The following is a 26736-nucleotide window of genomic DNA, read 5'->3' on the forward strand; positions in this document are numbered from 1 at the left end:
CCTATCCTTTTTTCTTTGCTGCCGGTTTCTTGGCAGCCGCTTTCTTTGCCGCCGGTGCCTTGGCCGCCGCCTTGCGAACCGGTTTCTTGCCGCCGCCGCCCTTGGCTTCCTTCTCGGCAATCAGCGCCAGCGCGTCCTCGATCGTTACCGACTGCGGATCCTTGCCCTTGGGCAAGGTGGCATTGACCTTGCCGAAATTCACGTAAGGTCCGTATTTGCCGTCACGCACGACGATCTTGCCGCCACCATCGGGATGTTCGCCGAGCTCCTTCAGGGCAGCGGCGGTGCCGCCATTGCGGCCACCCTTGCCCTTCAGCTGCTTCTCGGCAATCACCGAGACGGCGCGGTTCAGTCCGATCGAGAACACATCCTCAATGCTTTCGAGGTTGGCGTAGGTTCCGTCATGCAGCACGAACGGGCCGTAGCGGCCGAGCCCGGCCGAAATCATCTTGCCGGATTCAGGGTGCTGGCCGACATCGCGCGGCAGCGCCAGCAAGGCGAGCGCCTTTTCGTGGTCGATGGACTCCGGCGTCCAGCCCTTGGGCAGGCTGGAGCGCTTGGCTTCCTTGCCGTCGCCGCGCTGGATGTAGGGGCCGAAGCGGCCGCTTCGCAGCGTGATTTCCTCGGCCGTGTACGGATCCTTGCCGAGCACCTTGGTGCCGTCATCGCCGCCGCCGTTCTCGCCATTCGGGTTGGCGGCGTCGCCGAGCTGGCGGGTGAAGGAGCATTCTGGATAGTTCGAGCAGCCGACGAAGGCGCCGAACTTGCCGAGCTTCAGCGACAAATTACCGGTGCCGCATTTCGGGCAGATGCGCGGATTGGAACCGTCCTCGCGGGTGGGGAAAACCAGCGGCGCCAGTTCCTCGTTGAGCGCGTCGAGCACATCGGTGACGCGCAGTTCCTTGATGTCGGCGACGGCGCCGGAAAAATCCTTCCAGAAGTCGCGCAGCACATCCTTCCAGGCAAGCTTGCCGTCCGAAATCTCGTCGAGCTTTTCCTCGAGGGACGCGGTGAAGTCGTACTCGACATAGCGCTCGAAGAAGCTTTCCAGGAAAGCCGAGAGCAGACGACCCTTGGCCTGCGGCACCAGCCGGCGCTTGTCGATGGTGACGTAGTCACGATCCTCAAGTGTCTTCAGGATCGCCGTATAGGTCGACGGGCGGCCAATGCCGAGCTCTTCGAGCTTCTTGATCAACGAGGCTTCCGAGTAGCGCGGCGGCGGCTCGGTCGTGTGCTGTGTGGCGTTGATCGCTTGACGGGCTAGCTGCTCGCCGGCGCGGATCTCGGGCAAGCGGCGGCTTTCCTCGTCTTCCGCGTCGTCGTCCTTCTGGTCGGTGTAAGCGGCGATGAAGCCGTCGAAGCGAACGACCGAGCCGATGGCGCGCAGCTCGGCGGTGCGCGCGCCGTTGACGGCTTCGATCTCAACGGTGGTGCGCTCGATCTCGGCCGGCTGCATCTGGCTGGCGATGGCGCGCTTCCAGATCAACTCGTAGAGCCGCATCTGGTCGGAATCGAGATATTGCCTGACCGATGCCGGAGTGCGCATGAAATCCGTCGGGCGGATCGCCTCGTGCGCTTCTTGGGCGTTCTTGGCCTTGGCGGTGTATTGGCGCGGCTTTTCGGGCAGGTATTTGGGACCGAACTCCTTGGCAATGGCATCACGTGCGGCCGAGATCGCCTCCGGCGCCATCTGGACGCCGTCGGTTCGCATATAGGTGATCAGACCGGTGGTCTCGCCGCCGATCTCCATGCCTTCATACAGCCGCTGCGCCACCTGCATGGTGCGGCTGGCCGAAAAGCCCAGGCCCGATGAGGCGGCCTGCTGCAATGTCGAGGTGGTAAAGGGCGGGCCGGGATTGCGCTTTGTCGGCTTGGCTTCGACCGAGGCGACCTTGAAGGTCGCGCCTTCGAGCATCGCCTTGATGTCGTCGGCCTGCGCCTTGTTGGCGATGTCGAGCTTCTGCAGCTTCTTGCGCTCGAACGCGGTCAGCCGAGCCTCGAAAGTCTCGTTGCGCGGTGTGCCGAGCAGTGCGGCGATCTGCCAGTATTCCTCGCGGATGAAACGCTCGATCTCGGATTCACGGTCGCAGACCAGGCGCAATGCGACGGACTGGACGCGGCCAGCCGAGCGGGCGCCCGGCAATTTGCGCCACAGCACTGGAGAGAGTGTGAAGCCAACGAGATAGTCGAGCGCCCGGCGGGCGAGATAGGCATCGACCAGCGGCGCATCGATCTGGCGCGGATTGGCCATCGCTTCCAGCACCGACGACTTGGTGATGGCGTTGAAGACGACGCGGCTGACGGTCTTGTCCTTCAACGCACGCTTCTGCTTGAGCACCTCCAGCACGTGCCAGGAGATTGCTTCGCCCTCGCGATCCGGATCGGTTGCAAGGATAAGGCCGTCGGCATCCTTCACCGCCTTGGCGATGTCGGCCAGCCGCTTGCCGGAGGCGGTGTCAACCGCCCAGGACATGGCAAAATCCTCGTCCGGACGTACCGAGCCGTCCTTGGCCGGCAAATCACGGACGTGGCCAAACGAGGCCAGAACCTTGTAGTTCTTTCCGAGGTACTTGTTGATTGTCTTCGCCTTGGCCGGCGATTCGACGACGACTACGTCCATGAGGTCTCATATCAGCTGTGGTGCGGCAGAAGGATTCCGCTGCGCGCGACGAAATCTCGTTCAATTTGTCGCTCACATGGCCGCGCTTTTGCATCCGGTCAAGGGCGAACGCCCAAAATGCATGTCTTGTGCGATGTATGCAATCGGCGGATGCGGGGTGAAATTTCAGGGCGAGAACCAGGTTGTTGGCGCCAGGAGGGCAAGCCGACAACGAATCCGGGAGAGGAACAAATCACGTTGAATATAGGGGGAACGTCGGCTCGGCGCCACCCTTTGCGAAAAATGCGCTGGTGGTTCCGCCGTGACGATCAGTTGCACGACGGCCGAGGGTTGCGCGCGCGGACCCTGAACAGATCGGATCGGAGAACGGCCGCCGAATTTGATGATCTGTCCGGCGACCGGAGCCGCCGGAACAGCAGTGATCAGGTTTGAGCTCAATCGGCCTTCACAGCGTGCCAGACGCCGGCGACGCCTTCGCCGCTCATGTCTCCGGCCTTCTTGTCCTTGACGAAGGTGTAGAGCGGCTTGCCATCATAGGCCCACATCTTGGTGCCGTCGGTTCGGTCGATGACGGTCCATTCGCCCTCGGTCTTTGCGCCGACCTCGGCCTTGAGCGGCGGCCAGTTGGCGGCGCATTTGTCGTAGCAGGTCGATTTGCCCTTCTCGTCCTTGTCGTAGGAATAGAGCGTCATGCCCTTGGCGTCGGTGAAGATCTTGGTGCCTCCGACATCGGCTTCCTTCCATGCCTGGGCGGCAAAGGACGCGGCAGTGCTCAACAAAAGCGCCGCCAGCCCGACTGTTATGGTTTTCATTAGGAATCTCCCTGGTGATCCGAAGAAGCGCGCGAAATCGCGGCCTCCTCTGTACAAACGCTTCCGAGAGACTGTTTCTTCCGGGCAATCCGCTTGGCCGGAGCGACGACTTGCCACGCAACGGTGATTGGTGGACAAGACTTGGGGTCGCTATATCGGCGCCACTGAGTGGAGCTTGGAAATGGCATTGGATATCGGCTATGTCAGCGCGGTCGGGGCGGGCGCCATCTCGTTCTTGTCGCCTTGCGTGCTGCCGCTGGTGCCGCCCTATCTCTGCTACATGGCCGGCATTTCGGTCGACGATTTCCGCGGCAATGCGGGTGTGACGGCACGACAGGGCACACGCGGCGCGCTGCTTTATTCCTCGCTCGCTTTCGTGCTGGGTTTCTCCACCGTCTTCGTGGCGCTCGGCGCCGGGGCTTCGACCATTGGCCGGCTGCTGCGCGTCTGGCAGGAGCCGCTGGCGATGGGAGCCGGCGTGCTCATCATCCTGATGGGTCTGAATTTCCTCGGCATACTGCGCATTCCACTGCTCTCACGCGAGGCGCGTTTCCAGTCGCAGGGCAAGCCGGCAAGCGCTGTCGCCGCCTATGTCATGGGCTTGGCTTTCGCCTTCGGCTGGACGCCCTGCATCGGCCCGGTGCTTGGGCCGATCCTGACGCTTGCCGGTGGACGCGAAACGGTGGGCGAGGGCGCATTGCTGCTTGCCGCCTATTCCCTCGGCCTCGGCATTCCGTTCCTGATCGCGGCGCTGTTTTCCGGCGCCTTCATGCGTTTCCTTGGAAAATTCCGCGTCCATCTCGGCCGCGTCGAAAAAGCCATTGGGGCATTGCTGGTCGTCGCCGGTATCTTCTTCCTCACCGGCGGCGTACAGACCGTGTCCTATTGGCTGCTGGAAAATTTCCCGGTACTTGGCCGACTGGGGTAGGCAGCACCAGCGCAGTTGACTGGCGGCATTGCCAATCAAACCGGTTGCAAGCCTTTCTCACTGAAGCGGGTTGCCGGAAAGGCTTTCCTGTAGCCTGTCAAGCCATGCCTTGAGCCGCGCCGCATCGTCGTTGGCTGCACCGTTGCTGGCCCCGCCATTGCCCTGGTCGTTGCCGACATTCCCGTTGCCATTTCCATCGGTGGTGTTGTCGTTGCCGTTGTTGTTTCCGATGTTGAAATTGCCGTTGTTGTTTCCGGAATTGCCGTTGCCATTGCCGTTACCGACGTTGCCGTTGCCGTTCCCATTGCCGCTACCAGCCATCACGGAGGTCACGGAAAACGCGATCGCCAAAGCGACCGCGAACATGAGCAGGACGGTGATCGTTGATGTGTTGTTGGCCATCGTTCACCTCACGGAGAGTTGCCGTTTGCCTTTGAAACCCCCGTTGCCGGCCCGGTATGCTGGTCCGGCTGCTGTGATAGCCCAATTGCCGTTGGCCGGCGGTGTGCCGTTGCCAGCATTACCGTTGCCGGCCAACGTTACTCTTTGTTACTCTTACTCTTACTTAGGGCAAACGGTGTTGAGCTGATCGCCAGAGTGCAAGCCACCGCAGACCGCCGAGACCGCAGACTGGGAGGATCCGGATCTGCTGTTGCTCCCGATGCCACCCGTGCCTCCGGTGCCACCCGTACCGCCTGTGCCACCAGTACCGCCTGTGCCACCAGTACCGCCTGTGCCACCCGTGCCGCCAGTGCCGCCGGTGTTGCCGTTACCGTTGCCATTGCCGTTACCGACGCCGGTGTTGCCGTTGCCGTTGCCGTTACCGTTGCCGACACCGGCATTGCCGTTGCCGTTGCCGTTGCCGTTGCCGATGCCGATATTGCCATTGCCATTGCCGTTACCGTTGCCGATACCGGTGTTGCCATTGCCGTTGCCGTTACCGTTGCCGATACCGGTGTTGCCATTGCCGTTTCCATTACCACTTCCGACAGACATGGCGTCGGAATAACCAGTAAAGGCAATCAGCATTGTTGCGACGAGAAGGATCTTTTTCATTACCGCATCCTCTTCCTGAGATGTGCGTACCGATTACTTCTTGCCAACAACCAATCCGTGATGGCAAAGTTAACGATCTCATCATCGGTCGATACGGAATTTAAACAATTGTGATTCACCCACGTAGTGAGTCAGGTTTTAAGCGGGCATCTCCGTTCGGTTTATCCGCCCCGAGCCGGGAAAAGCCCGACAGACAAGCCGGGGAAAAAAGTGTATTTATTCGCTCTGATTGTGGTGATGCGGCCATACTCGCGCCCCCTGTACAGCCAGCGTGGTGCGTGAAGGCATTGCGCTTGTGAGCATCCGGTTGCGTGTCGTCCTCACGCCGCTGCCACTGCTCCTCTTTCTGTTTCTGCCGGGCAGTCGTCGCGAAGCAGGAAATTAGATCCCTGATTTTGTTGTGATGAGCGCGACGGATCGAACTGCGGACCCGCTGATTAAGAGTCAGCTGCTCTGTAAACTCACCGGAATTTAACCGCATTGGTGAAGCATTGCGCCACTGCTAGCATGCGTTGATTCCAAATCCTTTTCATACGGTTGCCATTCCATGAGCCAGAGATCCTGCCTGTCCGTCATCCTCGCCGCCGGCGAGGGCACGCGCATGAAGAGTGCGCTGCCGAAGGTGCTGCACCAGATCGCCGGGCTACCTATGGTGGCCCATGTTGTGAAGGCGGCTGAGGCCGCTGGTGCCGGCAGCCAGGCGCTGGTGATCGGCCACGGGGCCGACGAGATGCGCAAGGCAGCGCAGAGATTCGCGCCGAGGGCGGAGATGTTCGTGCAGGAGAAGCGGCTGGGTACAGCGCATGCCGTGCTTGCCGCTCGCGAAGCGATATCCAGGGGGTATGACGATATGCTGGTGATGTTCGGTGACACGCCGCTGATCGATCCGGAGGCGCTTACCCTGGCGCGGCGGAAGCTGGCCGAAGGTGCGGCAGTCGTGGTCATCGGCTTCCGCCCGCCCAGTCCTGCCGGCTACGGCCGGCTGATCGAGAAAGGCGGCAAGCTCGTCGCCATCCGTGAGGAAAAGGATTGCAGCGAGGAGGAGAAGAAGATCACCTTCTGCAACGCCGGCATGATGGCGGTGGCCGGAAGCCAGGCGCTGAAGCTGCTCGACGCTGTCGGCAACAAGAATGCCAAGGGCGAATATTATCTCACCGATATCGTCGAGATCGCCGGCGCGCAGGGGCTCGATGTCGTGGCCACCGAAGCAAGTTTCGAGAACGCGCTTGGCATCAACAATCGTGCCGAACTCGCGCAGGCGGAAAGTATCTGGCAGGCGCGCCGGCGGCGCGAGGCGATGCTGTCCGGCGTGACGCTCATTGCCCCGGAAACCGTGTTCTTTTCGCACGATACCGAGATTGGCGCCGACACGATTGTCGAGCCGAACGTCTGGTTCGGACCGGGCGTAAAGATCGCCAACGGCGCAAAAATCCATGCCTTCAGCCATATCGAAGGTGCCACCATCGCATCGAATTGCGATGTCGGACCGTTCGCCAGACTGAGGCCGGGCGCCGACCTCAGGAACAAGGCCAAGGTCGGCAATTTCTGCGAGGTCAAGCAGGCTGTCATCGAGGAGGGCGCCAAGGTCAATCATCTCACCTATATCGGCGATGCTCGGGTCGGTGCAGGCGCCAATATCGGCGCCGGCACCATCACCTGCAACTATGACGGCTACTCGAAATTCTTCACCGACATCGGCGAGGGCGCCTTCATCGGCTCGAATTCTTCGCTTGTGGCACCCGTGTCGATCGGCAAGGGCGGCTATATTGCGTCCGGCAGCGTGATCACCGAAAGCGTGCCGGATGACGCGCTGGCCTTTGGCCGCGCCCGCCAAAAGACGATTCCGGGCAAGGGCAAGGAATTGCGCGAGCGCTTCGCTTCGGCCGCGGCCGCGAAGAAGAAGGCGTCAGGCGCTGATCACTAGCTGCTAACCAGCGGCATCCTTGCCGAAAGCGGCGGTCACCTCGATCTCGCCGACGATTGCCCGGTTGAAATCGGCAAGGTCTTCGGCTGGAATCCAGTATTCCAGATGCGCCTTGCTGCCGGCGTGCTCGACCGGTACCTGTCGAGAAAGCTTTTCAGGACATCGAACCGGGTGACATAGCCTGCGCCGCTGGCAGGTACATTCCAGTCGCGCGCTATCTGCACGGCATAGGCTTCGGACAGGACCGGATAGAAGATGGGCTGGTCAGGCAAGCGCGGCGGAAACGCCCGCATTCCCGAGCCCTCGATGAGCTCAAGCTCGTGGGGGCCGACCGGGCGCCACAGCGTCACGACGTCTTTGATTTCACTCATCGCTTTGCCGCCTGACTTGACTGCCGCAAACTGATCGCGGGCCCTCTACGCCGGCCACAGTAGACAATTCGCCCGAGTGCGCCCAGCAACAATGGGCCGCCGCAGTCTGAATGAAAAATCCAGGATATCGTTTCAAAGGGGCAGATAGATATCCGACGAAGTACGCCACGCGGCCAACAAGCTACAGAACGCCGAGGCCTGCTGCCCACGTGGCGCTCCAGTCTGGCAATACCGTGTGGCGGCAACGGCCAACACCCCGGAAATCGCAAAAATCCTGGTGATGGTGGTAACGGGATTGCAAGAGCGGTCTGTCATGATGCATGCGTGCAGGAGCGTTCCGGCTGATACGGGACGAAATGCAATGTGACTTTCGCGGTAGACCGGCCATCCCTAAATAGCGCTGGGTTTTCTGCGGGGAATCGGGGGCTGTCTGCATGTGCGGTATCGTTGGAATTGTCGGTCAGTCGCAAGTCGCGCCACTCATCGTCGATGCGCTGAAACGGCTCGAATACCGCGGCTATGATTCCGCCGGTGTCGCCACGATCGAACATGGTCAGCTCAGCCGCCGGCGCGCCGAAGGCAAGCTGGTCAATCTCGAACGCCGGCTGAAGAACGAACCGCTCGAAGGCACGATCGGCATTGGTCATACGCGCTGGGCAACCCATGGCGTGCCGAACGAAACCAATGCGCATCCGCATTTTTCCGACGGCGTCGCCATCGTTCACAACGGCATCATCGAGAATTTCGCTGAATTGCGCGAAGAACTGGTCCGCGATGGCTACGCATTCTCTTCGCAGACCGACACCGAGGTCGTCGCGCATCTGGTGGCGCGCGAGCTGGCCAGGGGGCTGAAGCCGGTTGAAGCCGCGCATCAGGCGCTGAAGCGGCTGGAAGGTGCGTTTGCGCTGGCCATTATGTTCAAGGGCGACGAAGACCTGATCATCGGCGCGCGTAACGGCCCGCCACTGGCCGTAGGCCATGGCGATGGTGAAATGTTCCTGGGCTCCGACGCCATCGCGCTCGCGCCCTTCACCAATTCGATCACCTATCTGGAGGACGGCGACTGGGCGGTGGTGCGTCGCAATGGCGTCGCCATCTTCGACATCGACGGCAAAAAGGTCGAACGCAAGCGCCAGCAATCACTCTCGACCAGCTTCATGGTCGACAAGGGCAACAGGCGCCATTTCATGGAGAAGGAAATCCATGAACAGCCCGAGGTGATCTCGCACACACTGGCGAATTACCTGGATTTCGTTGGTGGCGTTTCAAAGCCGCTCGAACTGCCGTTCGATTTCGCTGAGATCGACCGGCTGGCAATCTCGGCCTGCGGCACAGCCTATCTGGCCGGCCTGATCGGCAAATATTGGTTCGAGCGCTATGCGCGGCTGCCTGTCGACATCGATGTCGCCTCGGAATTCCGCTACCGCGAAATGCCGCTGTCGAAAAACGACGCTGCGTTCTTCATCTCGCAATCGGGTGAAACCGCCGACACGCTGGCCTCGCTGCGCTATTGCCGCAAGGCGGGCATGAAGATCGGCGCCGTGGTGAATGTTCGCGAATCGACCATGGCGCGCGAGTCCGACGTCGTGCTGCCGACGCTGGCTGGCCCGGAGATCGGCGTTGCTTCGACCAAGGCCTTCACCTGCCAGCTTTCGGTGCTCGCATCGCTTGCGGTGCGGGCGGGCGTAGCGCGGGGGACGATCTCAGCCGAACAAGAGAAAACGCTGGTGCGCGAGCTTTCGGAAGCGCCGCGCTATGCCAACCAGGTGCTGAAGCTCGACCATCAGATCGAGAAGGTCTCGCGCGATCTCGCCCATTACAAGAACGTGCTCTATCTGGGACGCGACACCAATTTCCCGCTGGCCATGGAAGGCGCGCTGAAACTCAAGGAAATTTCCTATATCCACGCGGAGGGCTATGCCGCCGGCGAACTGAAGCATGGCCCAATCGCGCTGATCGACGAGAACATGCCGGTGATCGTCATCGCACCGCATGACCGGATTTTTGAAAAGACCGTGTCGAACATGCAGGAGGTCGCTGCGCGCGGCGGCAAGATCATCCTGATCACCGACGCCAAGGGCGCGGCGCAGTCGAGCGTCAAGACGATGGAGACAATCATCCTGCCCGACGTGCCGGAAATCATTTCGCCCATCATCTATGCGCTGCCGATCCAGATGCTTGCCTATTTCACCGCCGTGTTCATGGGCACCGACGTCGACCAGCCGCGCAACCTGGCGAAATCGGTGACGGTGGAATAGCCGCAGCGACGCACCGTCTTTAAAAACTTCGCAGTTCCAAACCGGCCGGCGGTTCACTAATCTTGCGGCGCAACAGCGCGCCGCGGTGAATCATGTCCGATGCTCCCAAGACCTCCGGCATGACCCGGCTGAGAAACTATTTCCTGACCGGCTTCATCGTGTGTGCGCCGCTGGCGATCACCGCCTACATCGCCTGGTCCGTTGTCGGCTGGGTCGATTCCTGGGTGAAGCCCTATATTCCGGCTCGCTACAGCCCCGACACCTACCTGCCGTTTCCGGTTCCCGGTTTCGGGCTGATCGTGGCGCTGTTCCTGATCACCCTGATTGGTTTCCTCACGGCCAATATCGTTGGCCGCGCCATCGTTGGCTTCGGCGAGCGCCTGCTTGGCCGCATGCCCCTGGTGCGCGGCATCTACGGGTCGCTGAAGCAGATTTTCGAGACCGTGCTGTCGAACAAGGGCGACATGTTCCGCCAAGTCGGGCTGGTCGAATATCCGCGCAAGGGCGTCTGGTCGCTGGTCTTTGTCGCGGGCGAGAGGCACACGGAGATCAACGAGAAGCTCGATCAGGAAGGCGACCCGCTGATCGCGGTATTCATGCCGTGCACGCCCAACCCGACCACCGGCTTCCTGATGTATGTGCTGAAATCCGACATCGTTGTGCTCGACATGACGATCGAGGACGGTGCCAAGCTGATCGTCTCGGCCGGGCTGGTGGCGCCCGAGGTCAAGGCGAAGTTGCTGACGGCGAACGGCGAGCCGATCAATGGAACGCTTGCCAATCCGCCCCTCGGGACAGGGCCTCAGCCGGCACGCAGCAACCGCACGGCCTCATCGCGGCCGAACAAGTAGAGCAGCAGCCGGAGCGCTTCGCCACGCTCGGATTGCAGGTCCGGATCGCGCGACAGGATCAGGCGCGCGTCATCACGGGCGGCTTCGAGCAGATCGGCATGCGCCTCGATACGCGCCACTTGGAAACCCGGTGTGCCCGACTGGCGGGTGCCCAGCAATTCGCCTTCGCCACGCAGTTTCAAATCCTCCTCGGCGATGCGGAAGCCGTCTTCCGTTTCACGCATGACCGACAGGCGGCGTTTTGCCGTTTCGCCGAGCGGGTCCTTGTAGAGCAGAACACAGGAAGATGGCTTGTCGCCGCGCCCGACGCGCCCGCGCAGCTGATGCAGTTGGGCAAGGCCAAAACGCTCGGCGTGTTCGATGACCATGATCGTCGCATCCGGCACGTCGACGCCGACCTCGATGACCGTGGTGGCGATCAGGATGCGCGTCTCGCCCTGCTTGAAGGCGCGCATCGCCTCGTCCTTTTCGGCGCCTTTCATGCGGCCGTGGACGAGGCCGATCCGGTCGCCGAAAAGCGGTTGCAGCGAGGCGAAGCGATCCTCGGCCGACATCAGCTTGATCTCTTCGGATTCTTCGACCAGCGGGCAGATCCAGTAGATTTTCTGGCCCTCGGCCACGGCGTCGCGCATGCGGCCAACCAGCTCGTCCAGCCGTTCTAGCGGCAAGGTGACGGTGCGGATAGGCTGGCGTCCTGCCGGCTTCTCGGTCAGCTTCGACACGTCCATGTCGCCGAATGCGGTCAGCACCAGCGTGCGCGGGATCGGCGTCGCCGTCATCACCAGCATGTCGGGCGCGTCGCCCTTGGCGGTCATGGCGAGGCGCTGGTGAACGCCGAAGCGATGCTGCTCGTCGATGACGGCGAAGACGAGATCGTGAAACGTCACCGTCTCCTGGAACAGCGCGTGGGTGCCGATGACGATGTCGATGTCGCCATTGGCCAGGCCGGCCAATGTGTCAGTGCGCTCGCGACCTTTTTCGCGACCGGTAAGGACCGCAATGCGCAGGCCAGCTTTTTCAGCCAGGGGTGCGATCGTCGCGAGATGTTGGCGGGCCAGGATTTCAGTGGGTGCCATCAACGCCGTCTGGCCGCCGGCTTCGACGGCGCGGGCCATGGCGAGCAGCGCCACCACCGTCTTGCCGGAACCGACATCGCCTTGCAGCAGGCGCAACATGCGTTCGGGATCGGCGAGATCGGCATTGATCTCGGCCAGTGCGAATTCCTGGCTGGCTGTCAGCGAATAGGGCAGGGCCGCGCGCAGTTTTTCGACGATGCGGCCGTCGCCGATCAGCGGCCGGCCGGACAGGCGGCGGACCTTTGCCCGCATCAGGGCCAGCGAGACCTGGCCCGCCAGCAGTTCGTCATAGGCAAGGCGCCGCCACGCCGCGCCGTCGACGGAGACATCGATGGGGTCGGCTGGATTGTGGATGCGGGCAAGCGCGTCGCCAAAGGCCGGAAAAGTCCGGCGGCGCAGAAATTCCGCATCCTGCCATTCGGGCAATACAGGCAGACGGCCGAGTGCCTGGCCGATCGCCCGGCGCAACACCTTGCCCGACAGTCCCGCCGTCAAAGGATAGACGGGCTCGACCAGCGGCAGGTTTTCGGCTTCGCTGGCGAGTGCAATGTGATCAGGATGGACCATGGACGGGCGGCCGTTGAACCATTCCATACGGCCGGAAACGATGACATGTTCGCCCTCCGGCATCGCTTTTTCCAGATAGGCGGCGTGGGCGTGGAAGAAGGTCAGCGCGATCTCGCCTGTGTCGTCATGCGCATAGACCCTGTACGGCACCGAACGGTTGCCGCGAGGAGGAGGCTGATGACGGTCGATGCGCACATCAAGCGTAACGATGGCGCCTTCGGCGGCAAGCGCGATGCCCGGGCGGTTGCGGCGGTCGATGACGGTGTGCGGCAGCACGAACAGGAGGTCGCCGGCGCGCGCCGCGCGATCACCGAGATCGGCGGTCACCACCTTCTCGATCAGCGCGCCAACCTTCGGCCCAACCCCGGCAAGCGAGGTGATCGGGACGAACAACGGATCGAGCAGGGAAGGGCGCATGATGTCAGCTTATGTCGAGACGGTCACAGCGCAAGGCTGACAGCCCCTTCTATCCACGCTATATGCGCCGCAGCAAGTGAGGATGCGGCACGATGACCGGAACGACACGATCAAGCGAAGGGCTCGACGCTCGCCGCCGCAAACTGCTGTTCCGCTCGTGGCATCGCGGCATGCGTGAAATGGACCTCATCCTCGGCGGCTTCGCCGATGCCCAGATCCACGCCTTGACCAGCGATGAAATCGACCAATATGAGAGGCTCCTCGATATTCCCGACACCGAATTCCTGCCAATGATCACCGGAGAGCGACCGGTTCCGGCGGACATTGATTGCAGTGTTCTGCAAAAAATTCTGGCCTCACGCCGCTCCATGACATTCTGAACACAAGCAATTCCAGGAAAAGTGCGAAGCGGTTTTCCGTCCGAAATTGCGACAAGACAAGACCGTGATCTCATGACCCTCATTCCCAAAATCGGCCTGCCCAAGGGCCGCGCCGGCCAGTTCATCGTCGACGGCGTCGCCGACGGCTACGAGGCCTTCGCGCTGGTGCAGACGGCGCTCGAAATCGCCCCCGACAAGCCGGTGCTGTTCGTGGCGCGCGATGGACAGCGCCTGCCGGCAATCGTCGAGGCGCTGGCGTTTGCCGCACCCGGCCTGCCCGTGCTCGACCTGCCGGCATGGGATTGCCTGCCTTACGACCGCGTGTCGCCCGGCTCCGATGCCGCCGCGCGGCGGCTCGATGCGCTGACCGCGATGATCGCGCTGGCCAGGAAACCGCATCGCGCGGTCATCCTGACCACCGCCAACGCGCTGCTGCAGCGCATTCCGCCGGCTGGTCTCGTCGAAGCGCAGACGTTTCATGCGAAGCCCGGCAACCAGATCGACATGAACGCGCTGATCTCGCGCCTGGAGATCTCCGGCTTCGAGCGGGTGCCGACCGTGCGCGGCGTTGGCGAGTTCGCGGTGCGCGGCGGCATTCTGGATCTCCTGGCGCCGGGCTGGACCGAGGCACTCCGGCTCGACTTCTTCGGCGACACGCTGGAATCCATCCGTGTTTTCGACGCCGCCACGCAGCGCACCACGGGCCAGCGCAAATCGATGGCGCTGCAGGCGATGAGCGAAGTGGCGCTGACGCCCGAAACCATCAGCCGCTTCCGCCGCTCCTATATCGAAGCTTTTGGCGCCCCCCAACGCGACGACGGGCTCTATGCGGCGGTCAGCGAGGGCAGGCGCTTCGCCGGCATGGAACACTGGCTGCCGTTCTTCTACGAGCGGCTGGAGACGGTGTTCGATTATCTGCCGGAGACGCCGGTGGTGTTCGACCATCTGGCACATGAAGCGCTTGCCGAACGCCACACGCTGATCCTCGATCACTACGAGGCGCGCAAGAAGCAGGCCGACGCCGCGCTGAAGGACGCTGTTCCCTACAAGCCGGTGCCGCCAGACCTGCTTTACCTGTCGCCGGAAAATCTGGTCTCATCGCTCGGACCGCGCGAAGCGATCGATTTCACGCCGTTCGACGCGCCAGATGCCGGCGCGAAAAAGGTCTATCACGCCGGTTCGCGCCAGGGCCGCAGCTTTGTCGAGGAACGCGCCGACCCCAACATCAACGTCTTCGATGTCGTCGTAAAACACATCGCCGACGAGCGCGCGGCCCGCCGGCGCATCGTTGTCGCTGGCTGGACCGAGGGTTCGCTCGACCGTCTCGGCCAGATCCTTGCGGAACATCATCTTGGCAACCTCAAGCAGGTCGCAACGCTCGCCGAAGCCGAAAAGCTCGAGCCGGGGCAGGCGGCACTTGCCGTGCTACCACTGGAATCCGGCTTCGAGACCGAAAAGCTGGTCGTCGTCGCCGAGCAGGACATTCTGGGCGACCGGCTGATCCGGCGTTCGAAGCGCAAGAAGCGCGCTTCCGACTTCATCGCCGAGGCCTCCGCGCTGTCATCGGGCGATATCGTCGTTCACACCGATCATGGCATTGGCCGCTTCATCGGCCTGCGCACCATCGAAGCGGTTGGCGCGCCGCATGACTGCCTCGAAATCCACTATGCCGGCGACGACCGGCTGTTCCTGCCGGTCGAGAACATCGAGCTTCTGTCGCGCTACGGCTCGGATTCGGCCGAGGCGACGCTCGACAAGCTTGGCGGCGGCGCCTGGCAGTCGCGCAAGGCGAAGCTGAAGCGCCGCCTGCTCGACATGGCCGGGCAGCTGATCCGCATCGCTGCCGAAAGGCAGATGCGTGCAGCACCCGCACTGGTGCCGGCGGACGGCCTCTACGACGAGTTCGCGGCGCGTTTTCCCTATGAAGAGACGGACGACCAGCAGACGGCGATCGATTCCGTCCGCGACGATCTTGGCGCCGGCAAGCCGATGGACCGGCTGATCTGCGGCGACGTCGGCTTCGGCAAGACCGAAGTGGCGCTGCGCGCGGCCTTCATTGCCGCTATGGAAGGGTTCCAGGTCGCGGTGGTGGTGCCGACAACGCTGTTGTCGCGCCAGCATTTCAAGACCTTTTCGCAGCGCTTTTCCGGCCTGCCGATCCGCGTTGCTCAGGCTTCGCGCCTTGTTGGGGCGAAGGAATTGGCCGAGACCAAGAAAGGCATTGCCGAAGGTCAGGTCGACATCGTCGTCGGCACCCACGCACTGCTCGGCTCGTCGATCTCGTTCAAGAATCTCGGCCTGCTCATCATCGACGAAGAGCAGCACTTTGGCGTCAAGCACAAGGAGCGGCTGAAGGACCTGAAGGCCGATGTCCACGTTCTGACGCTGTCGGCGACGCCGATCCCGCGCACGCTGCAGCTGGCGCTGACGGGCGTGCGCGAACTGTCGCTGATCGCCACGCCGCCGGTCGACCGCATGGCTGTGCGCACCTTCATCTCGCCTTTCGATCCGCTGGTCATCCGCGAGACTCTGCTGCGTGAGCGCTATCGCGGCGGACACTCCTTCTACGTCGTCCCGCGCATCAGCGATCTGGCGGAAATCCATGATTTCCTGAAAGAATCCGTCCCGGAGCTGAAGGTGGCGGTGGCCCATGGCCAGATGCCGCCGGGCGAACTCGACGACATCATGAATGCCTTCTACGATGGCCAGTACGATGTGCTGTTGTCGACGACCATCGTCGAATCCGGCCTGGATATTCCGACCGCCAACACACTGATCATCCATCGCGCTGATATGTTCGGCCTGTCGCAGCTCTATCAGCTGCGCGGCCGTGTGGGACGTTCGAAGGTGCGCGCCTATGCGCTGTTCACGCTGCCGGCCAACCGCAAGCTCACCGACACCGCCGAGCGCCGCCTGAAGGTGCTGCAGTCACTGGACACGCTGGGCGCAGGCTTCCAGCTCGCCAGCCACGATCTTGATATTCGGGGTGCCGGCAACCTTCTTGGCGAAGAGCAGTCTGGGCATATCAAGGAAGTCGGTTTCGAACTCTATCAGCAGATGCTGGAAGAGGCTGTCGCCGAGGTGAAGGATTCCGGCGAGGTTCAGGACGGCGGCTGGTCGCCGCAGATCGCCGTCGGCACGGCGGTTATGATCCCGGAAAGCTATGTTCCCGACCTGCAGCTGCGGCTGGCGCTGTATCGCCGTCTCGGCGATCTCGAAAACACCGAGGAGATCGATGCCTTTGGCGCCGAACTGATCGACCGTTTCGGGCCGCTGCCGGAGGAGGTGAAGCATCTGTTGAAGATCGTCTTCATCAAGGCGCTCTGCCGCAAGGCCAATGTCGAAAAGCTTGATGCCGGACCAAAAGGCGTCGTCATCCATTTCCGTAAGCGCGAGTTCCCCAACCCGGTCGGGCTGGTCAAGTTCATCGGCGAGCAGGGCTCGCTGGCCAAGATCCGGCCGGACCACAGCGTCGTCTTCGCCCGGGATTGGCCGACGCCTGAAAAGCGCCTGGCTGGCTCGGCAGTGGTGATGACGCAACTGGCCAAGCTGGTCGACAAGGCCGCTTAGCGGGTTGTCGCCTTTGCATTTGGGCAGGAGAGGCATGCTAGTGCCAGTTCAACTCGACAGGAGTTGTTGATCGAGGGCAATCAAAAGGCCGTATCGACTATCGAGGGACCTGCGACGATTGGAGCCATTGAAGTATTTCGAATATCGGAATGAGATGCGCTTGCAACTCATCAATGCCGGAAGCTGAAGGGGAACGATCATGGATCCTCAAACCTTCGATGGATACTGGCTCGGCTATCTTGCCGGACATTCACGGCCTTCCACGCGGCTTGTCCATTATCTCGGCCTGTTTTTCGCTCCGATAGCAGGGATTGTGGCATCTTTCCTGCTCGTCTGGTGGGCCTTCCTGGTTATCATTCCCCTCTTCTATCTCGCTGCCCTGCTTACGCATCCTTTGCTCGAGCACAACAGCAACAAGCCCTTCGCCGACCGGCCCTTGTGGAGCGCCATCGCGCTGCTTCGAATGCTCGCACTCGACATGACGGGTGGCCTCGGTCGCCAATTGCGGCGACTGGACGGGGTTGCAAGACCGACACCATGACGATTGCAGTCAGCGCGATCTGCTCGGTGATCCTTTTGCTTGCTGCCGGTTTTCACTTCTATTGGGGCCTTGGCGGTCGCGTCGCGGCGGATCTGGCGTTGCCGCAACGCGAAGATGGTAGCCCGGTAATCGAGATGGCGTCCCTGGGCGCTGTTGCTGTCGGCCTGGTGTTGGTGCTGGTGCTCTGGCTCGTCCTCGGGCTTGCCGGGAGGGTCCATCTGCCGTTGCCGCAATCGTGGCTAAGGGCAGGTGGTATCCTTTGGGCTGTCATCTTCGCTGCGCGGGCACTGAGCTGGTCCAGATATGTCGGGTTGTTCAAACGGGTCAGGACAACGCGCTTCGCCAGGTATGACACCTTGCTCTATAGCCCCTTGTGCCTCGTGCTTGGATTGGGATTTTTCTATATGGCGTCCACAGACGCCGTGCAGTAACCGGCCAGCCTCCATTCGCCACGCGACCAAATCCGGTCTAGAATAGGAAATCGGCTTCGTGTATGGAGCCGCCACCCCATACAGGGGCGGGAATGGCGGGCGATGGCGCCTGCCTGTTTGTTTGATGCAATTCCGGTCGGAAAACCGTTTCACACTTTTCCTGGAATTGCTCGGAAAGAGTGCTGGGTGCAACGATGACGAAATGGTCGCCGAATTCGTGGAGAGCAAAGCCGATCAAGCAGGTTCCTGCCTATCCGGACCTTGCCGCGCTGAAGAGCACTGAAGCCCAGCTTGCCACCTTTCCGCCGCTGGTTTTTGCAGGTGAGGCACGCAAGCTGAAGAAGCAGCTTGCCGCTGTCGCTGCCGGCGACGCATTCCTTCTGCAGGGCGGCGATTGCGCCGAGAGTTTCGCCGAGCATGGCGCGGACAACATCCGCGACTTCTTCCGCGTGTTCCTGCAGATGTCGGTCGTGCTGACCTTTGCCGGCGCACAGCCGGTGGTGAAGGTTGGGCGCGTTGCCGGCCAGTTCGCCAAGCCGCGCTCGTCCGACAACGAGACCAAGGGCGACGTGACGCTGCCCAGCTATCGCGGCGACATCATCAACGGCATCGAGTTCGATGCCAAGTCGCGCATTCCCGATCCGGCCCGCCAGGAAATGGCGTACCGCCAGTCGGCGGCGACGCTCAACCTTTTGCGCGCCTTCGCGCAGGGCGGCTATGCCAGCCTGGAGAATGTGCATCGCTGGATGCTCGGCTTCGTGTCCGACAGCCCGCAGGGCGAGAAATACGAGTCGCTCGCCAACCGCATCACCGAGACGATGGATTTCATGAAGGCCGTCGGCATCACCTCGGAAACCAATTACGCGTTGCGCGAGACGGATTTCTACACCAGCCATGAAGCGCTGCTGCTCGGCTACGAGGAGGCGCTGACCCGTGTCGATTCAACGTCCGGCGACTGGTACGCCACGTCAGGCCATATGATCTGGATCGGCGACCGCACCCGCCAGCCCGACCACGCGCATGTCGAATATTGCCGCGGCATCAAGAACCCGCTCGGCTTGAAATGCGGCCCGTCGCTGACGCCAGATGGCTTGCTGGAACTCATCGACCTGCTCAACCCCGAGAATGAGCCGGGCCGGCTGACGCTGATTGCGCGCTTCGGTTCCGACAAGGTCGCGGATCATCTGCCGAAGCTGGTGCGTGCGGTGAAGAAGGAAGGCCGCAGCGTGGTCTGGTCGTCGGACCCGATGCACGGCAACACGATCGAGGCCGCCGGCTATAAGACGCGGCCGTTCGACCGCATCCTGAAGGAGGTGCAGACCTTCTTCGAGGTGCACCGCGCCGAAGGCACGCATCCCGGCGGCATCCATGTCGAGATGACCGGCAAGAACGTGACGGAGTGCACTGGTGGCGCCCGCGCCATCACCGCCGAGGAACTGCATGACCGCTATCACACTCATTGCGATCCGCGCCTCAACGCCGACCAGGCGATCGAACTGGCGTTCCTGGTGTCTGACCTGCTCAAGAAGAGCCACCCGGTGCAGCACAAGCAGGCTGTAAATAGCTGATATCTTTCTGTGTTTTCCGTGATCGAAAGGCGTCGGAGAAATCCGGCGCCTTTTCAACTTCAAATCAGCGTCCGCGTTCCCAACGCAGGTCCCTGAGCCTTGGATCGGCAAAAGCCGTCCTTGAAAACTCGATCCGCTTTTCCGGAAATTCGCAGATCGCCTGCACGCCGAAGGCGCCGAGGCGGATGCGCCATGTCTGTGGCTCGATCGGCTTCGGCTTGGCGAAGCCACGGCATGTAAGCAGCGCGATGTTGGCGCCGTTCGGGTTGCGTGCGGAGCGATAGCGGATCGCTTCCAGTCCGGCTTCTCGCGCGACGTCGGCGATGTTCTGGCAGGCCACATAGTCGATGGGGTGGGCCCATGCCGTCTCGTCGCGATCAAGCGGCGGCCGGGTCAGGTCGACAGCTCTTGCGCAGCGTATCGCGGCTGCGAAGGCGGTGTATTCTGCGGCGTCATGCGGCCAGGGCGTATCCGGCGATTCAGCGAAGAACAGCAGCCGGTAGAAGGCCATTTCCGACACGGCGGTCATCATGGTCTCCGCCGCGTAGTAAACGCCCTTTGTCCGGCCGGCGCGGCGGAAGCGGGAGCCGTGCGGATAGACCGAGCCGTAGCGGAAGGGCGTCGCCAGCAGATAATGGAGATGCCGGCATTCAAGCGGGATTTGTGGCTTGGTTTCCTCGATGAGGTCTTCGAGCAGCGACTGCTCGTCCAGCGTGTCGACGACTTTCAACGTCGAGACACGGTGCTGCGCTTCCACCATGCGCCAGTATTTGCCTTCGATCTGTACTGCTTCAGACGAGAGCGCGTCGGGAGTCCAGATAGGCAATGACATCGACAAGCCCGGTGATTGTGAGGATTTTTTCCAGCGGCGTGGCGTCGAACGCCGCGTTTGGGTTCTTCAGCCACGCCCGGGCGACAGCCTCGTCGCCGCCGACAATGGCGTCGAGCGAGCGGAACAGGCGCACGAACAGCACCGCGAGCTCGAATGGCTTGGTGCCACGTTCCAGGAGGAATTCCTGCCTGCGCATGCGCGAAACCGTGGCTTCGGAGACGCCGATCACGGAGGCCAGCATCCTGGCGGTAATGTCCAGCAGATCAGCGGCGCGCAGCGTTGCCTTGGTCAGGACTGCATTCTCGGCCGTGTTGGCAGCGGTCTGGAGTTGCATCGCGTGCGTGCCTTTCCATTTCTGTAGAAAATATAGTCCACAAAAATTCACATGGAAAGGGTGGGGTCGGCCAAATTCGAAGAGGCGAGGATAAGAAGCCGACGGGAGCGTCAATCTTTCTTGTAAAGCAGCCAGCTCTTGCCGGAGCGGCCGGCCATGGTCGAATGCCTGGTCACGCGGTTGCGGCCGCTGACCTTCGAGCGGTAGAGCGCGCGGTCGGCCTTGGTGTAGAGATCCTCGGGGTTTTCGGCCTCCGATGCCATGCAGATGCCCATGGAGACAGTGACGGTGCCGTAATTCGTGCCGGTCTGGCTGCTGGTGAAAGGTGTCTGTTCTATCAGCGCGCGGATACGTTCGGCTATCTCATAGGTTGTATCTTCGCTGGCGCCTTCGATGATCAGCGCGAACTCCTCGCCGCCGGTACGGGCAACGAACATGTCGCCACGAATGCTGGTCTGCAGGATATCGGCGATGATCTGGATGATCTTGTCTCCGACAGGGTGGCCGTAGCGGTCGTTGATGTCCTTGAAGCGGTCGATGTCGGCAAGGATCAGGGCATTGAACAGGATGCCCTTGTTGCTGTTGTAGATCCTGGTGATTTCCTTGTCGAAGGCGCGGCGATTCCAGATATGGGTCAGCGGATCGGTGTCCGCGAGCCGCTTGTATTCCTCGAGCTTCGACTTCACGCTCTCGAGTTCAGCCGTCTTGTCACTGAGCGTGGTTGCCACCTGCCTGCCATGGTCGATCGTCGAATTCGTGGCGGCCGACATGGCGTTGGCGATCTTCTGCAGAAGATCCTGCGAAAGAAGGCTGCGGCTGCTCAGCCCGCTCGACGTCTCATCGAGAATCCTGCCGTACTTCTCGATGTGGTTGCGTTCGCTTCTCAGCAGCAAGGCAACGTCCTCGAGCTCCCTGGCGATCACATCCCTTGCATGCTCGACGATGCTAGGGCCATGGTTCTGCGCGAAGAAGGTGCGTCCGATCTTGTCCAGTTCGTCCTGGGTCGGGCGATTGCTGAGCGAAACGACGGCAAGGCTGAGTTCGTGATTGGTGCCGCTCAGCGCTTCGTAAAAGATCTCATAGTTGCGCGGCAGTCCCAGGACGCCCAGCTGTCGCATGGTCGCCACAACCGTGCTTGCAATGTCGGCGTTTCGTTCGGTCTGGGCGGTTGCCGGTTGCATGTTCTGTTCACTCTACCCTAGGAGCCGTCGCGGACTTGCGGGTGCCGGATGTCACCGATACGGGGGAACGCGCTCGACATTCCAGAGCATCTTGCGAAGAGACGCGTCCCCACCCACGACTTTCGCTCGCCGGCATAATAAATGCGGGCGCGCTAAAGTTTCCTTAATTTACTGTGGCTTCGCAAGCTTTTTCTACCTCAGGCTGTAGAAACCCTGTGCCTATTTTGAGGTAAGGCCTGTCCGAAAGATGGTGTTGCGCCATTCCAACCAAGATCATGAGCCGTGACCTTGCCTGCAACGAATGAGTTTTGGACAAACCACCTTATTCCATTGATGCGGCCATTGCATTATCTCGGGCCGGTGATTCTGACGGGGATTTGGCATGCAGCGGCTGATCGACGCGTTCTTCAATTCGGTACGGGCGTTTCGCAAGCTGGCGGCGAGCGAAAAGGCCTTCCAGCAGGAGTTGATGCTGCTGGTGCTTGCCTTGCCGCTGGGATGGTTCGTCTCGACGTCATGGCGAGGTTATGCGCTGCTGATCGGCGCGGTGCTGCTCCTGATCATGGTTGAGGTGTTGAACACCGGCATTGAAGCAGCGTGTGACGCCATCTCCCACGAGTTCCACATAGACATCCAGCTCGCCAAGGATTGCGGTTCGCTGGCGGTGCTGATTTCGGTCATGATCGTTGCCGGCGTCTGGGGCATCGCTTTGATCGAACGGATCACCGGACTACCGATCTGACGGTCCAGCTACTACATGGCAGTTACCAAAGGAGACTGTCATGAGCGAAACCGGTAACTTTCTGCTGTTGCAACGTGCTGGCCTGCCGGACGATCTGCGCTGGCTGGTGGAAAAGTACCCGCGTGAAAATTGGCAAGGTCATGCCAACATCCACGGCATCGCCAATATGTGGCTGCAGCGGCACGACATGTTCCGCGATCTCGGCGGCATGCTGGCCAATGGCATTGGTGATTACCGCGAGGGCAGGCTGACAGCGCCGGACTTCGCGCGCTGGTTCGCACCGCGTCTCAACCACTTCCTCGGCAATCTCGATGGCCATCACAATGTCGAGGACCACCATTACTTCCCGGTCTTTGCCAAGGCCGAGACCCGATTGAAGCATGGCTTCGACATCCTCGATGCTGATCACCACACCATCCACGAGGGACTGGAGCGCAATGCCGAAGCGGCGAACGCCTTCATCCGAACGCTTCAGGAGAGCGAGGACAAACAGCGATTCGCGGCGGATGCCTATGCCGACGAGAACAGCCGGCTGATCGCCATGCTGACCCGGCATCTTGCCGATGAGGAAGACCTGATCATCCCCTTGATCCTTGATCGCGGCGACCGCGCTCTTGGCATCGATTAGGATGCTGCCGTTTCCCTGGCCTCCTTGCCACGTTCCCTCCTTGAGAGATGGCGGGCAATCAACCATGCTATGACGGCTACAGTCACGCCGATGGCCAGGCCGATCAGCAATTTCTCGTGGCGCGCCAGGGCCTTGCCGACGATCTGCTCCGCGCCCAGTCCGAAAACGTAGCCGATGCTGCTGAACAGGATCGCCCAGATCATCGACGATATGGCGTTCAGGACGACGAAGCGCACCATTCCTATCCGCGAGAGCCCAGCCGCTATGCCGCCGACGAGACGCAGCCCATAGATGTAGCGGTTCGACAGGACGAAGATGTTGGGGTGCGTATTGACCAGCCTGTAGGCGCGCCTGAAGCCCGGGCGTTTTCGCAGCCTGACCACGAACGGATATTCGGCGAAGCTTCGCCCGAGAATGAAGAACAAAGTGTCGCCGGCAAAGGCACCCAGCGCGGCGGCAAGGACGGTATGCCAGAGAACGAACAGATGCTGATGTGCGAAAAATCCACCCAGGATCGCCGCACTTTCGCCTTCGGCGACGCATCCCAGAAAAACGGCGATAAGCCCGTATTGTTCGATGAGATGGTGGACGAACTCGGTCATGAAGCTGACCGCTGTTGCGGCAGCATATAGTCGAGCGCGTCAAGGCCGTCCATCCGTTGCCTCGCCCAACGGTTTGGCAGGCCTCCTCTCGCCTTGTTCATGCTCGTCCCCATAGCTATGTCGACGACAGACGTAGAGGCTGCCGGCGTCTACGGGAAGTGGTACATTCGCGGTAACTGGCGAGGGGGCGATGGCCGATTTTCGGAAAATTCGTCTGCGTGCGGCAAAACGCAAGGGTGGGGAGACGCAGCTTGCGTCGCTTCTGGGCCTGGCGCCCGACAATGCGGCGGTGGCCGGCATCGCGGACGATCGCATTCTCTCGACAATGGCCGAACGCATCTTTGCCGCAGGCTTCGTCTGGCGGGTCATCGAACAGAAATGGCCGGGCTTCGAAGAGGCCTTTCTCCACTTCGAGCCGAAACGGCTGTTGTTCCAGCCTGATGATTTCTGGCACGACCTGACCGCCGACAAGCGCATCGTGCGCAATCCGCAGAAGATCAAATCCGTTCGTGACAACGCGGCCTTTGTCGAGCGTGTGTCGAAGGAGCATGGCGGCTTTGGCAAGTTCCTTGCGCAATGGCCGGCTGACGATCAGGTCGGACTGATGGCCTACCTCGGCAAGCACGGCAGCCGGCTCGGCGGCAACACCGGCCAGTATTTTCTGCGCTGGCTGAACTGGGACGCCTTTGTCATTTCGGGCGATATGTCGGCGGCATTGCGCGACGCCGGCCTCGATATCGCCGAAAGTCCGACGTCGAAAAAGGACCTCGACAAGATTCAGAGCCAGATCAACGCCTGGGCAGCGGAAACCGGCCTGCCGCGCCGGCATATTTCGCGCATCCTGGCGATGTCGATCGGCGAGAACCACTCGCCGGAATCGCTGCGCGAATATATGGGCGAGTAGGACATGATCGACATCCGGCGATCGGCCCGGGTGGTCCAAACGAACGCCATTGCCCGGCGAATTCTGCCGCGCTAAACCCGCTGACATGACCAAGAAGACCGCTCCCGACATCCTGCGCATCGCTGTTGCCCAGCTCAATCCAACTGTCGGCGATATTGCCGGCAACCTCGCCAAGGCGCGCGAGGCGAGGGCGGATGCCGCCCGCCAGGGCGCTGACATCATTCTCTTCACCGAGCTTTTCCTCGCCGGCTATCCGCCAGAGGATCTGGTGTTGAAGCCGGCGTTTCTCAGGGCGTGCGAACGGGCGGCCGAAGATTTTGCCGGGGATACAGCCGATGGCGGGCCGGGCGTCATCGTCGGCACGCCATTGAAGCGAAAGAGCGGGACGCACAATTCGATCATCGTTGCCGATGGCGGCAAGATCCTCGCCGAGCGCTACAAGCTCGACCTGCCGAACTACGGCGAATTCGACGAGAAGCGTGTGTTCCAGGCCGGGCCTGAGATCCAGGGACCGGTCAATTTTCGCGGGGTGCGGCTGGGTATTCCGATCTGCGAGGATATCTGGGGCGATGTCGCTATCTGCGAAACCCTGGCCGAGAGCGGAGCGGAAATCCTGCTGGCGCCGAACGGCTCGCCCTACTATCGCGCCAAGATCGATGTCCGCCACCAGGTGGTCATCCGCCAGGTCATCGAATGCGGCCTGCCGATCATCTATGCCAATCAGCTTGGCGGCCAGGACGAACTGATCTTCGACGGCGCGTCGTTCGCCATCGGCGCCGACAAGACGCTGGCCTTCCAGATGAGCCAGTTCGAGGAAGCGGTCGACGTCACCACCTGGAAGAGACAAGGCGATCATTGGGTCTGCTCCGAAGGGCCGATGTCGAAAATTCCCGACAAGGAGGAGGCGGACTATCGCGCCTGCATGCTGGGCCTGCGCGACTACGTCAACAAGAACGGCTTCAAGAATGTCGTGCTCGGCCTGTCCGGCGGCATTGATTCGGCGATCTGCGCCGCTCTTGCCGTCGATGCGCTTGGCGAAGAGCGGCTGCGCGCTGTCATGATGCCCTATCGCTATACGTCGAAGGACTCGCTCAAGGACGCCGAGGACTGCGCCCGCGCGCTCGGCTGCCGCTATGACATCGTGCCGATCTTCGAGCCGGTCGAAGGGTTCATGCACGCGCTGACGCAGCTTTTCGAAGGCACCAAGGAAGGCATTACCGAAGAGAACCTGCAGAGCCGTGCGCGCGGCACCATCCTGATGGCGATCTCCAACAAGTTCGGATCGATGGTCGTCACCACCGGCAACAAGAGCGAGATGTCAGTCGGTTACGCCACGCTCTATGGCGACATGAATGGCGGCTTCAATCCGATCAAGGACCTCTACAAGATGCAAGTCTATGCCCTGTCGCGCTGGCGCAATTCGCACGTGCCGCCAGGCGCGCTCGGCCCCTCCGGCGAAGTGATCCCGAGCAATATCATCGACAAGGCACCATCGGCAGAGTTGCGCGAGAACCAGACGGACCAGGATTCGCTGCCGCCCTATCCGGTGTTGGACGACATCCTCGAATGTCTTGTCGAGAACGAGATGGGCGTCGACGACATCGTCGCGCGCGGCCATGACCGTGCGACGGTGACACGCATCGAGCATCTGCTCTACATCGCCGAGTACAAGCGCCGGCAGGCCGCACCCGGTGTGAAGATCACCAGGAAGAATTTCGGCCGCGACCGCCGCTATCCCATAACCAACAGGTTTCGGGATCGCGGCTAGACACTGTTTCCTCAAGCTTCAAACTATGCCGTCCGGTTAGGACCGCGCTGCTGAATGAGGCTGGGCCACGACGGTGTACAACCCGTCGTTGTTGCAAAATAATCTCAGTGGTTGGCCCAGTTGCATTTTTGGCATGGGTTCGCCTTGGCGATGCCCAAAGGCGTCTCTATAAGGGCTTCTCCGCGATTCTTTGCGGGAGGTCCGAATGGCAGTATTTGAAATGGTAATGCGAGGCCGCGAAGCCTAGGTCTCTACCGGCGCACCGCGAGGGGTTTCCCTTAGCGCGGAAGCCGGATTGAGAACAGGCTTATGCCGATGCCGGTCGCCGCCCGATTGCGGGCGCGTCGCCAAATACACCACTCCGCATTGGGCAAT

The 26736-nt window shown here is 61.5% G+C and carries 22 protein-coding genes and 1 pseudogene; 13 read left to right on the top strand and 10 right to left on the bottom strand.

Annotation, left to right across the window (positions count from 1 at the left end; all coding sequences use genetic code 11):
- Position 1: 1 nt before the first annotated feature.
- On the bottom strand, positions 2–2620 hold the full coding sequence (gene topA, locus ABVQ20_RS06075) for a type I DNA topoisomerase (RefSeq protein ID WP_354458642.1): 2619 nt from the start codon (positions 2618–2620) through the stop codon (positions 2–4).
- Positions 2621–3054: 434 nt separating this feature from the next.
- Positions 3055–3432 (bottom strand): COG4315 family predicted lipoprotein, encoded by a 378-nt coding sequence (locus tag ABVQ20_RS06080; protein WP_354458643.1) that lies wholly within the window; start codon positions 3430–3432, stop codon positions 3055–3057.
- Between the two features lie 181 nt (positions 3433–3613).
- On the opposite strand from ABVQ20_RS06080, the gene ABVQ20_RS06085 reads away from it, so the two are divergent.
- Complete coding sequence (locus ABVQ20_RS06085) at positions 3614–4360, top strand: cytochrome c biogenesis CcdA family protein (protein WP_354458644.1); 747 nt, start codon at positions 3614–3616, stop codon at positions 4358–4360.
- A gap of 57 nt (positions 4361–4417) precedes the next feature.
- Here the strand turns inward: ABVQ20_RS06085 and ABVQ20_RS06090 are convergent, their stop codons facing one another.
- Both ABVQ20_RS06090 and ABVQ20_RS06095 read right to left on the bottom strand, forming a co-directional pair.
- Complete coding sequence (locus ABVQ20_RS06090; RefSeq protein WP_354458645.1) at positions 4418–4762, bottom strand: hypothetical protein; 345 nt, start codon at positions 4760–4762, stop codon at positions 4418–4420.
- A gap of 159 nt (positions 4763–4921) precedes the next feature.
- Positions 4922–5416, bottom strand: coding sequence for a hypothetical protein (locus ABVQ20_RS06095; RefSeq protein WP_354458646.1), 495 nt, complete (start codon positions 5414–5416; stop codon positions 4922–4924).
- 547 nt (positions 5417–5963) lie between these two features.
- On the opposite strand from ABVQ20_RS06095, the gene glmU reads away from it, so the two are divergent.
- Positions 5964–7340 carry a bifunctional UDP-N-acetylglucosamine diphosphorylase/glucosamine-1-phosphate N-acetyltransferase GlmU gene (gene glmU / locus ABVQ20_RS06100; RefSeq protein WP_354458647.1) on the top strand — a complete coding sequence of 459 codons (1377 nt, stop codon included), beginning with the start codon at positions 5964–5966 and terminating at the stop codon, positions 7338–7340.
- A 3-nt stretch (positions 7341–7343) separates the two neighbouring features.
- Here the strand turns inward: glmU and ABVQ20_RS06105 are convergent.
- Positions 7344–7711, bottom strand: a pseudogene (locus tag ABVQ20_RS06105) (ADP-ribosylation/crystallin J1).
- 434 nt (positions 7712–8145) lie between these two features.
- Between ABVQ20_RS06105 and glmS the strand changes: the two are divergent.
- Together glmS and ABVQ20_RS06115 are read left to right on the top strand one after the other, a co-directional pair.
- The gene (gene glmS, locus ABVQ20_RS06110; protein ID WP_354458648.1) at positions 8146–9969 is read left to right on the top strand and encodes a glutamine--fructose-6-phosphate transaminase (isomerizing); all 1824 of its coding nucleotides are present in this window, start codon (positions 8146–8148) and stop codon (positions 9967–9969) included.
- A gap of 92 nt (positions 9970–10061) precedes the next feature.
- The gene (locus tag ABVQ20_RS06115; RefSeq protein WP_354458649.1) at positions 10062–10820 is read left to right on the top strand and encodes a DUF502 domain-containing protein; all 759 of its coding nucleotides are present in this window, start codon (positions 10062–10064) and stop codon (positions 10818–10820) included.
- On the opposite strand, the gene recG is transcribed toward ABVQ20_RS06115, so the two are convergent.
- Positions 10772–12880, bottom strand: a complete 2109-nt coding sequence (gene recG / locus ABVQ20_RS06120) for an ATP-dependent DNA helicase RecG (protein WP_354458650.1) — start codon at positions 12878–12880, stop codon at positions 10772–10774. The two genes, ABVQ20_RS06115 and recG, sit on opposite strands and share 49 nt — an antisense overlap.
- Before the next feature lie 92 nt (positions 12881–12972).
- Here recG and ABVQ20_RS06125 point away from each other — a divergent pair, with 92 nt between their 5' ends.
- The 5 genes from ABVQ20_RS06125 to ABVQ20_RS06145 all read left to right on the top strand — a co-directional run bounded on the left by ABVQ20_RS06125 (position 12973) and on the right by ABVQ20_RS06145 (position 19370).
- Positions 12973–13260, top strand: coding sequence for a succinate dehydrogenase assembly factor 2 (locus ABVQ20_RS06125; protein WP_354458651.1), 288 nt, complete (start codon positions 12973–12975; stop codon positions 13258–13260).
- Between the two features lie 72 nt (positions 13261–13332).
- The gene (gene mfd, locus ABVQ20_RS06130) at positions 13333–16830 is read left to right on the top strand and encodes a transcription-repair coupling factor (protein WP_354458652.1); all 3498 of its coding nucleotides are present in this window, start codon (positions 13333–13335) and stop codon (positions 16828–16830) included.
- 199 nt (positions 16831–17029) lie between these two features.
- Entirely contained in the window at positions 17030–17371 is a 342-nt protein-coding gene (locus ABVQ20_RS06135) for an Mpo1-like protein (protein WP_354458653.1), read from the top strand.
- Positions 17368–17802, top strand: coding sequence for a DUF3995 domain-containing protein (locus ABVQ20_RS06140; protein WP_354458654.1), 435 nt, complete (start codon positions 17368–17370; stop codon positions 17800–17802). Before ABVQ20_RS06135 ends, ABVQ20_RS06140 begins: the two co-directional genes overlap by 4 nt.
- Positions 17803–17996: 194 nt before the next feature.
- Positions 17997–19370, top strand: a complete 1374-nt coding sequence (locus ABVQ20_RS06145; RefSeq protein ID WP_354458655.1) for a class II 3-deoxy-7-phosphoheptulonate synthase — start codon at positions 17997–17999, stop codon at positions 19368–19370.
- A 64-nt stretch (positions 19371–19434) separates the two neighbouring features.
- On the opposite strand, the gene ABVQ20_RS06150 is transcribed toward ABVQ20_RS06145, so the two are convergent.
- The 3 genes from ABVQ20_RS06150 to ABVQ20_RS06160 form a co-directional block, all read right to left on the bottom strand.
- Positions 19435–20202, bottom strand: coding sequence for an RES family NAD+ phosphorylase (locus tag ABVQ20_RS06150; protein ID WP_354458656.1), 768 nt, complete (start codon positions 20200–20202; stop codon positions 19435–19437).
- Positions 20162–20536 (bottom strand): antitoxin Xre/MbcA/ParS toxin-binding domain-containing protein, encoded by a 375-nt coding sequence (locus ABVQ20_RS06155; protein ID WP_354458657.1) that lies wholly within the window; start codon positions 20534–20536, stop codon positions 20162–20164. The genes ABVQ20_RS06150 and ABVQ20_RS06155 overlap by 41 nt, the downstream gene beginning before the upstream one ends.
- Before the next feature lie 110 nt (positions 20537–20646).
- Positions 20647–21717 carry a GGDEF domain-containing protein gene (locus ABVQ20_RS06160; RefSeq protein WP_354458658.1) on the bottom strand — a complete coding sequence of 357 codons (1071 nt, stop codon included), beginning with the start codon at positions 21715–21717 and terminating at the stop codon, positions 20647–20649.
- Positions 21718–22099: 382 nt separating this feature from the next.
- On the opposite strand from ABVQ20_RS06160, the gene ABVQ20_RS06165 reads away from it, so the two are divergent.
- Together ABVQ20_RS06165 and ABVQ20_RS06170 are read left to right on the top strand one after the other, a co-directional pair.
- On the top strand, positions 22100–22459 hold the full coding sequence (locus ABVQ20_RS06165) for a diacylglycerol kinase (RefSeq protein WP_354458659.1): 360 nt from the start codon (positions 22100–22102) through the stop codon (positions 22457–22459).
- A gap of 40 nt (positions 22460–22499) precedes the next feature.
- Positions 22500–23087 (top strand): hemerythrin domain-containing protein, encoded by a 588-nt coding sequence (locus ABVQ20_RS06170; RefSeq protein WP_354458660.1) that lies wholly within the window; start codon positions 22500–22502, stop codon positions 23085–23087.
- Here the strand turns inward: ABVQ20_RS06170 and ABVQ20_RS06175 are convergent.
- On the bottom strand, positions 23084–23689 hold the full coding sequence (locus tag ABVQ20_RS06175; protein ID WP_354458661.1) for a DedA family protein: 606 nt from the start codon (positions 23687–23689) through the stop codon (positions 23084–23086). The two genes, ABVQ20_RS06170 and ABVQ20_RS06175, sit on opposite strands and share 4 nt — an antisense overlap.
- 190 nt (positions 23690–23879) lie before the next feature.
- On the opposite strand from ABVQ20_RS06175, the gene ABVQ20_RS06180 reads away from it, so the two are divergent.
- Complete coding sequence (locus tag ABVQ20_RS06180; RefSeq protein ID WP_354458662.1) at positions 23880–24593, top strand: DNA-3-methyladenine glycosylase I; 714 nt, start codon at positions 23880–23882, stop codon at positions 24591–24593.
- Between the two features lie 85 nt (positions 24594–24678).
- Positions 24679–26361: an NAD+ synthase gene (locus ABVQ20_RS06185; RefSeq protein WP_354458663.1), complete on the top strand. Its 1683-nt coding sequence runs from the start codon at positions 24679–24681 to the stop codon at positions 26359–26361.
- Positions 26362–26736 lie beyond the last annotated feature (375 nt).

The sequence above is a fragment of the Mesorhizobium shangrilense genome (assembly GCF_040537815.1).
Lineage (GTDB): Bacteria > Pseudomonadota > Alphaproteobacteria > Rhizobiales > Rhizobiaceae > Mesorhizobium > Mesorhizobium shangrilense.

What these genes read in the sequence shown, in the direction of transcription:
- topA (WP_354458642.1), bottom strand. Translation starts at nt 2,620, where the DNA reads ATGGACGTAGTCGTCGTCGAATCGCCGGCCAAGGCGAAGACAATCAAC.
- ABVQ20_RS06080 (WP_354458643.1), bottom strand. Translation starts at nt 3,432, where the DNA reads ATGAAAACCATAACAGTCGGGCTGGCGGCGCTTTTGTTGAGCACTGCC.
- ABVQ20_RS06085 (WP_354458644.1), top strand. Translation starts at nt 3,614, where the DNA reads ATGGCATTGGATATCGGCTATGTCAGCGCGGTCGGGGCGGGCGCCATC.
- ABVQ20_RS06090 (WP_354458645.1), bottom strand. Translation starts at nt 4,762, where the DNA reads ATGGCCAACAACACATCAACGATCACCGTCCTGCTCATGTTCGCGGTC.
- ABVQ20_RS06095 (WP_354458646.1), bottom strand. Translation starts at nt 5,416, where the DNA reads ATGAAAAAGATCCTTCTCGTCGCAACAATGCTGATTGCCTTTACTGGT.
- glmU (WP_354458647.1), top strand. Translation starts at nt 5,964, where the DNA reads ATGAGCCAGAGATCCTGCCTGTCCGTCATCCTCGCCGCCGGCGAGGGC.
- glmS (WP_354458648.1), top strand. Translation starts at nt 8,146, where the DNA reads ATGTGCGGTATCGTTGGAATTGTCGGTCAGTCGCAAGTCGCGCCACTC.
- ABVQ20_RS06115 (WP_354458649.1), top strand. Translation starts at nt 10,062, where the DNA reads ATGTCCGATGCTCCCAAGACCTCCGGCATGACCCGGCTGAGAAACTAT.
- recG (WP_354458650.1), bottom strand. Translation starts at nt 12,880, where the DNA reads ATGCGCCCTTCCCTGCTCGATCCGTTGTTCGTCCCGATCACCTCGCTT.
- ABVQ20_RS06125 (WP_354458651.1), top strand. Translation starts at nt 12,973, where the DNA reads ATGACCGGAACGACACGATCAAGCGAAGGGCTCGACGCTCGCCGCCGC.
- mfd (WP_354458652.1), top strand. Translation starts at nt 13,333, where the DNA reads ATGACCCTCATTCCCAAAATCGGCCTGCCCAAGGGCCGCGCCGGCCAG.
- ABVQ20_RS06135 (WP_354458653.1), top strand. Translation starts at nt 17,030, where the DNA reads ATGGATCCTCAAACCTTCGATGGATACTGGCTCGGCTATCTTGCCGGA.
- ABVQ20_RS06140 (WP_354458654.1), top strand. Translation starts at nt 17,368, where the DNA reads ATGACGATTGCAGTCAGCGCGATCTGCTCGGTGATCCTTTTGCTTGCT.
- ABVQ20_RS06145 (WP_354458655.1), top strand. Translation starts at nt 17,997, where the DNA reads ATGACGAAATGGTCGCCGAATTCGTGGAGAGCAAAGCCGATCAAGCAG.
- ABVQ20_RS06150 (WP_354458656.1), bottom strand. Translation starts at nt 20,202, where the DNA reads ATGTCATTGCCTATCTGGACTCCCGACGCGCTCTCGTCTGAAGCAGTA.
- ABVQ20_RS06155 (WP_354458657.1), bottom strand. Translation starts at nt 20,536, where the DNA reads ATGCAACTCCAGACCGCTGCCAACACGGCCGAGAATGCAGTCCTGACC.
- ABVQ20_RS06160 (WP_354458658.1), bottom strand. Translation starts at nt 21,717, where the DNA reads ATGCAACCGGCAACCGCCCAGACCGAACGAAACGCCGACATTGCAAGC.
- ABVQ20_RS06165 (WP_354458659.1), top strand. Translation starts at nt 22,100, where the DNA reads ATGCAGCGGCTGATCGACGCGTTCTTCAATTCGGTACGGGCGTTTCGC.
- ABVQ20_RS06170 (WP_354458660.1), top strand. Translation starts at nt 22,500, where the DNA reads ATGAGCGAAACCGGTAACTTTCTGCTGTTGCAACGTGCTGGCCTGCCG.
- ABVQ20_RS06175 (WP_354458661.1), bottom strand. Translation starts at nt 23,689, where the DNA reads ATGACCGAGTTCGTCCACCATCTCATCGAACAATACGGGCTTATCGCC.
- ABVQ20_RS06180 (WP_354458662.1), top strand. Translation starts at nt 23,880, where the DNA reads ATGGCCGATTTTCGGAAAATTCGTCTGCGTGCGGCAAAACGCAAGGGT.
- ABVQ20_RS06185 (WP_354458663.1), top strand. Translation starts at nt 24,679, where the DNA reads ATGACCAAGAAGACCGCTCCCGACATCCTGCGCATCGCTGTTGCCCAG.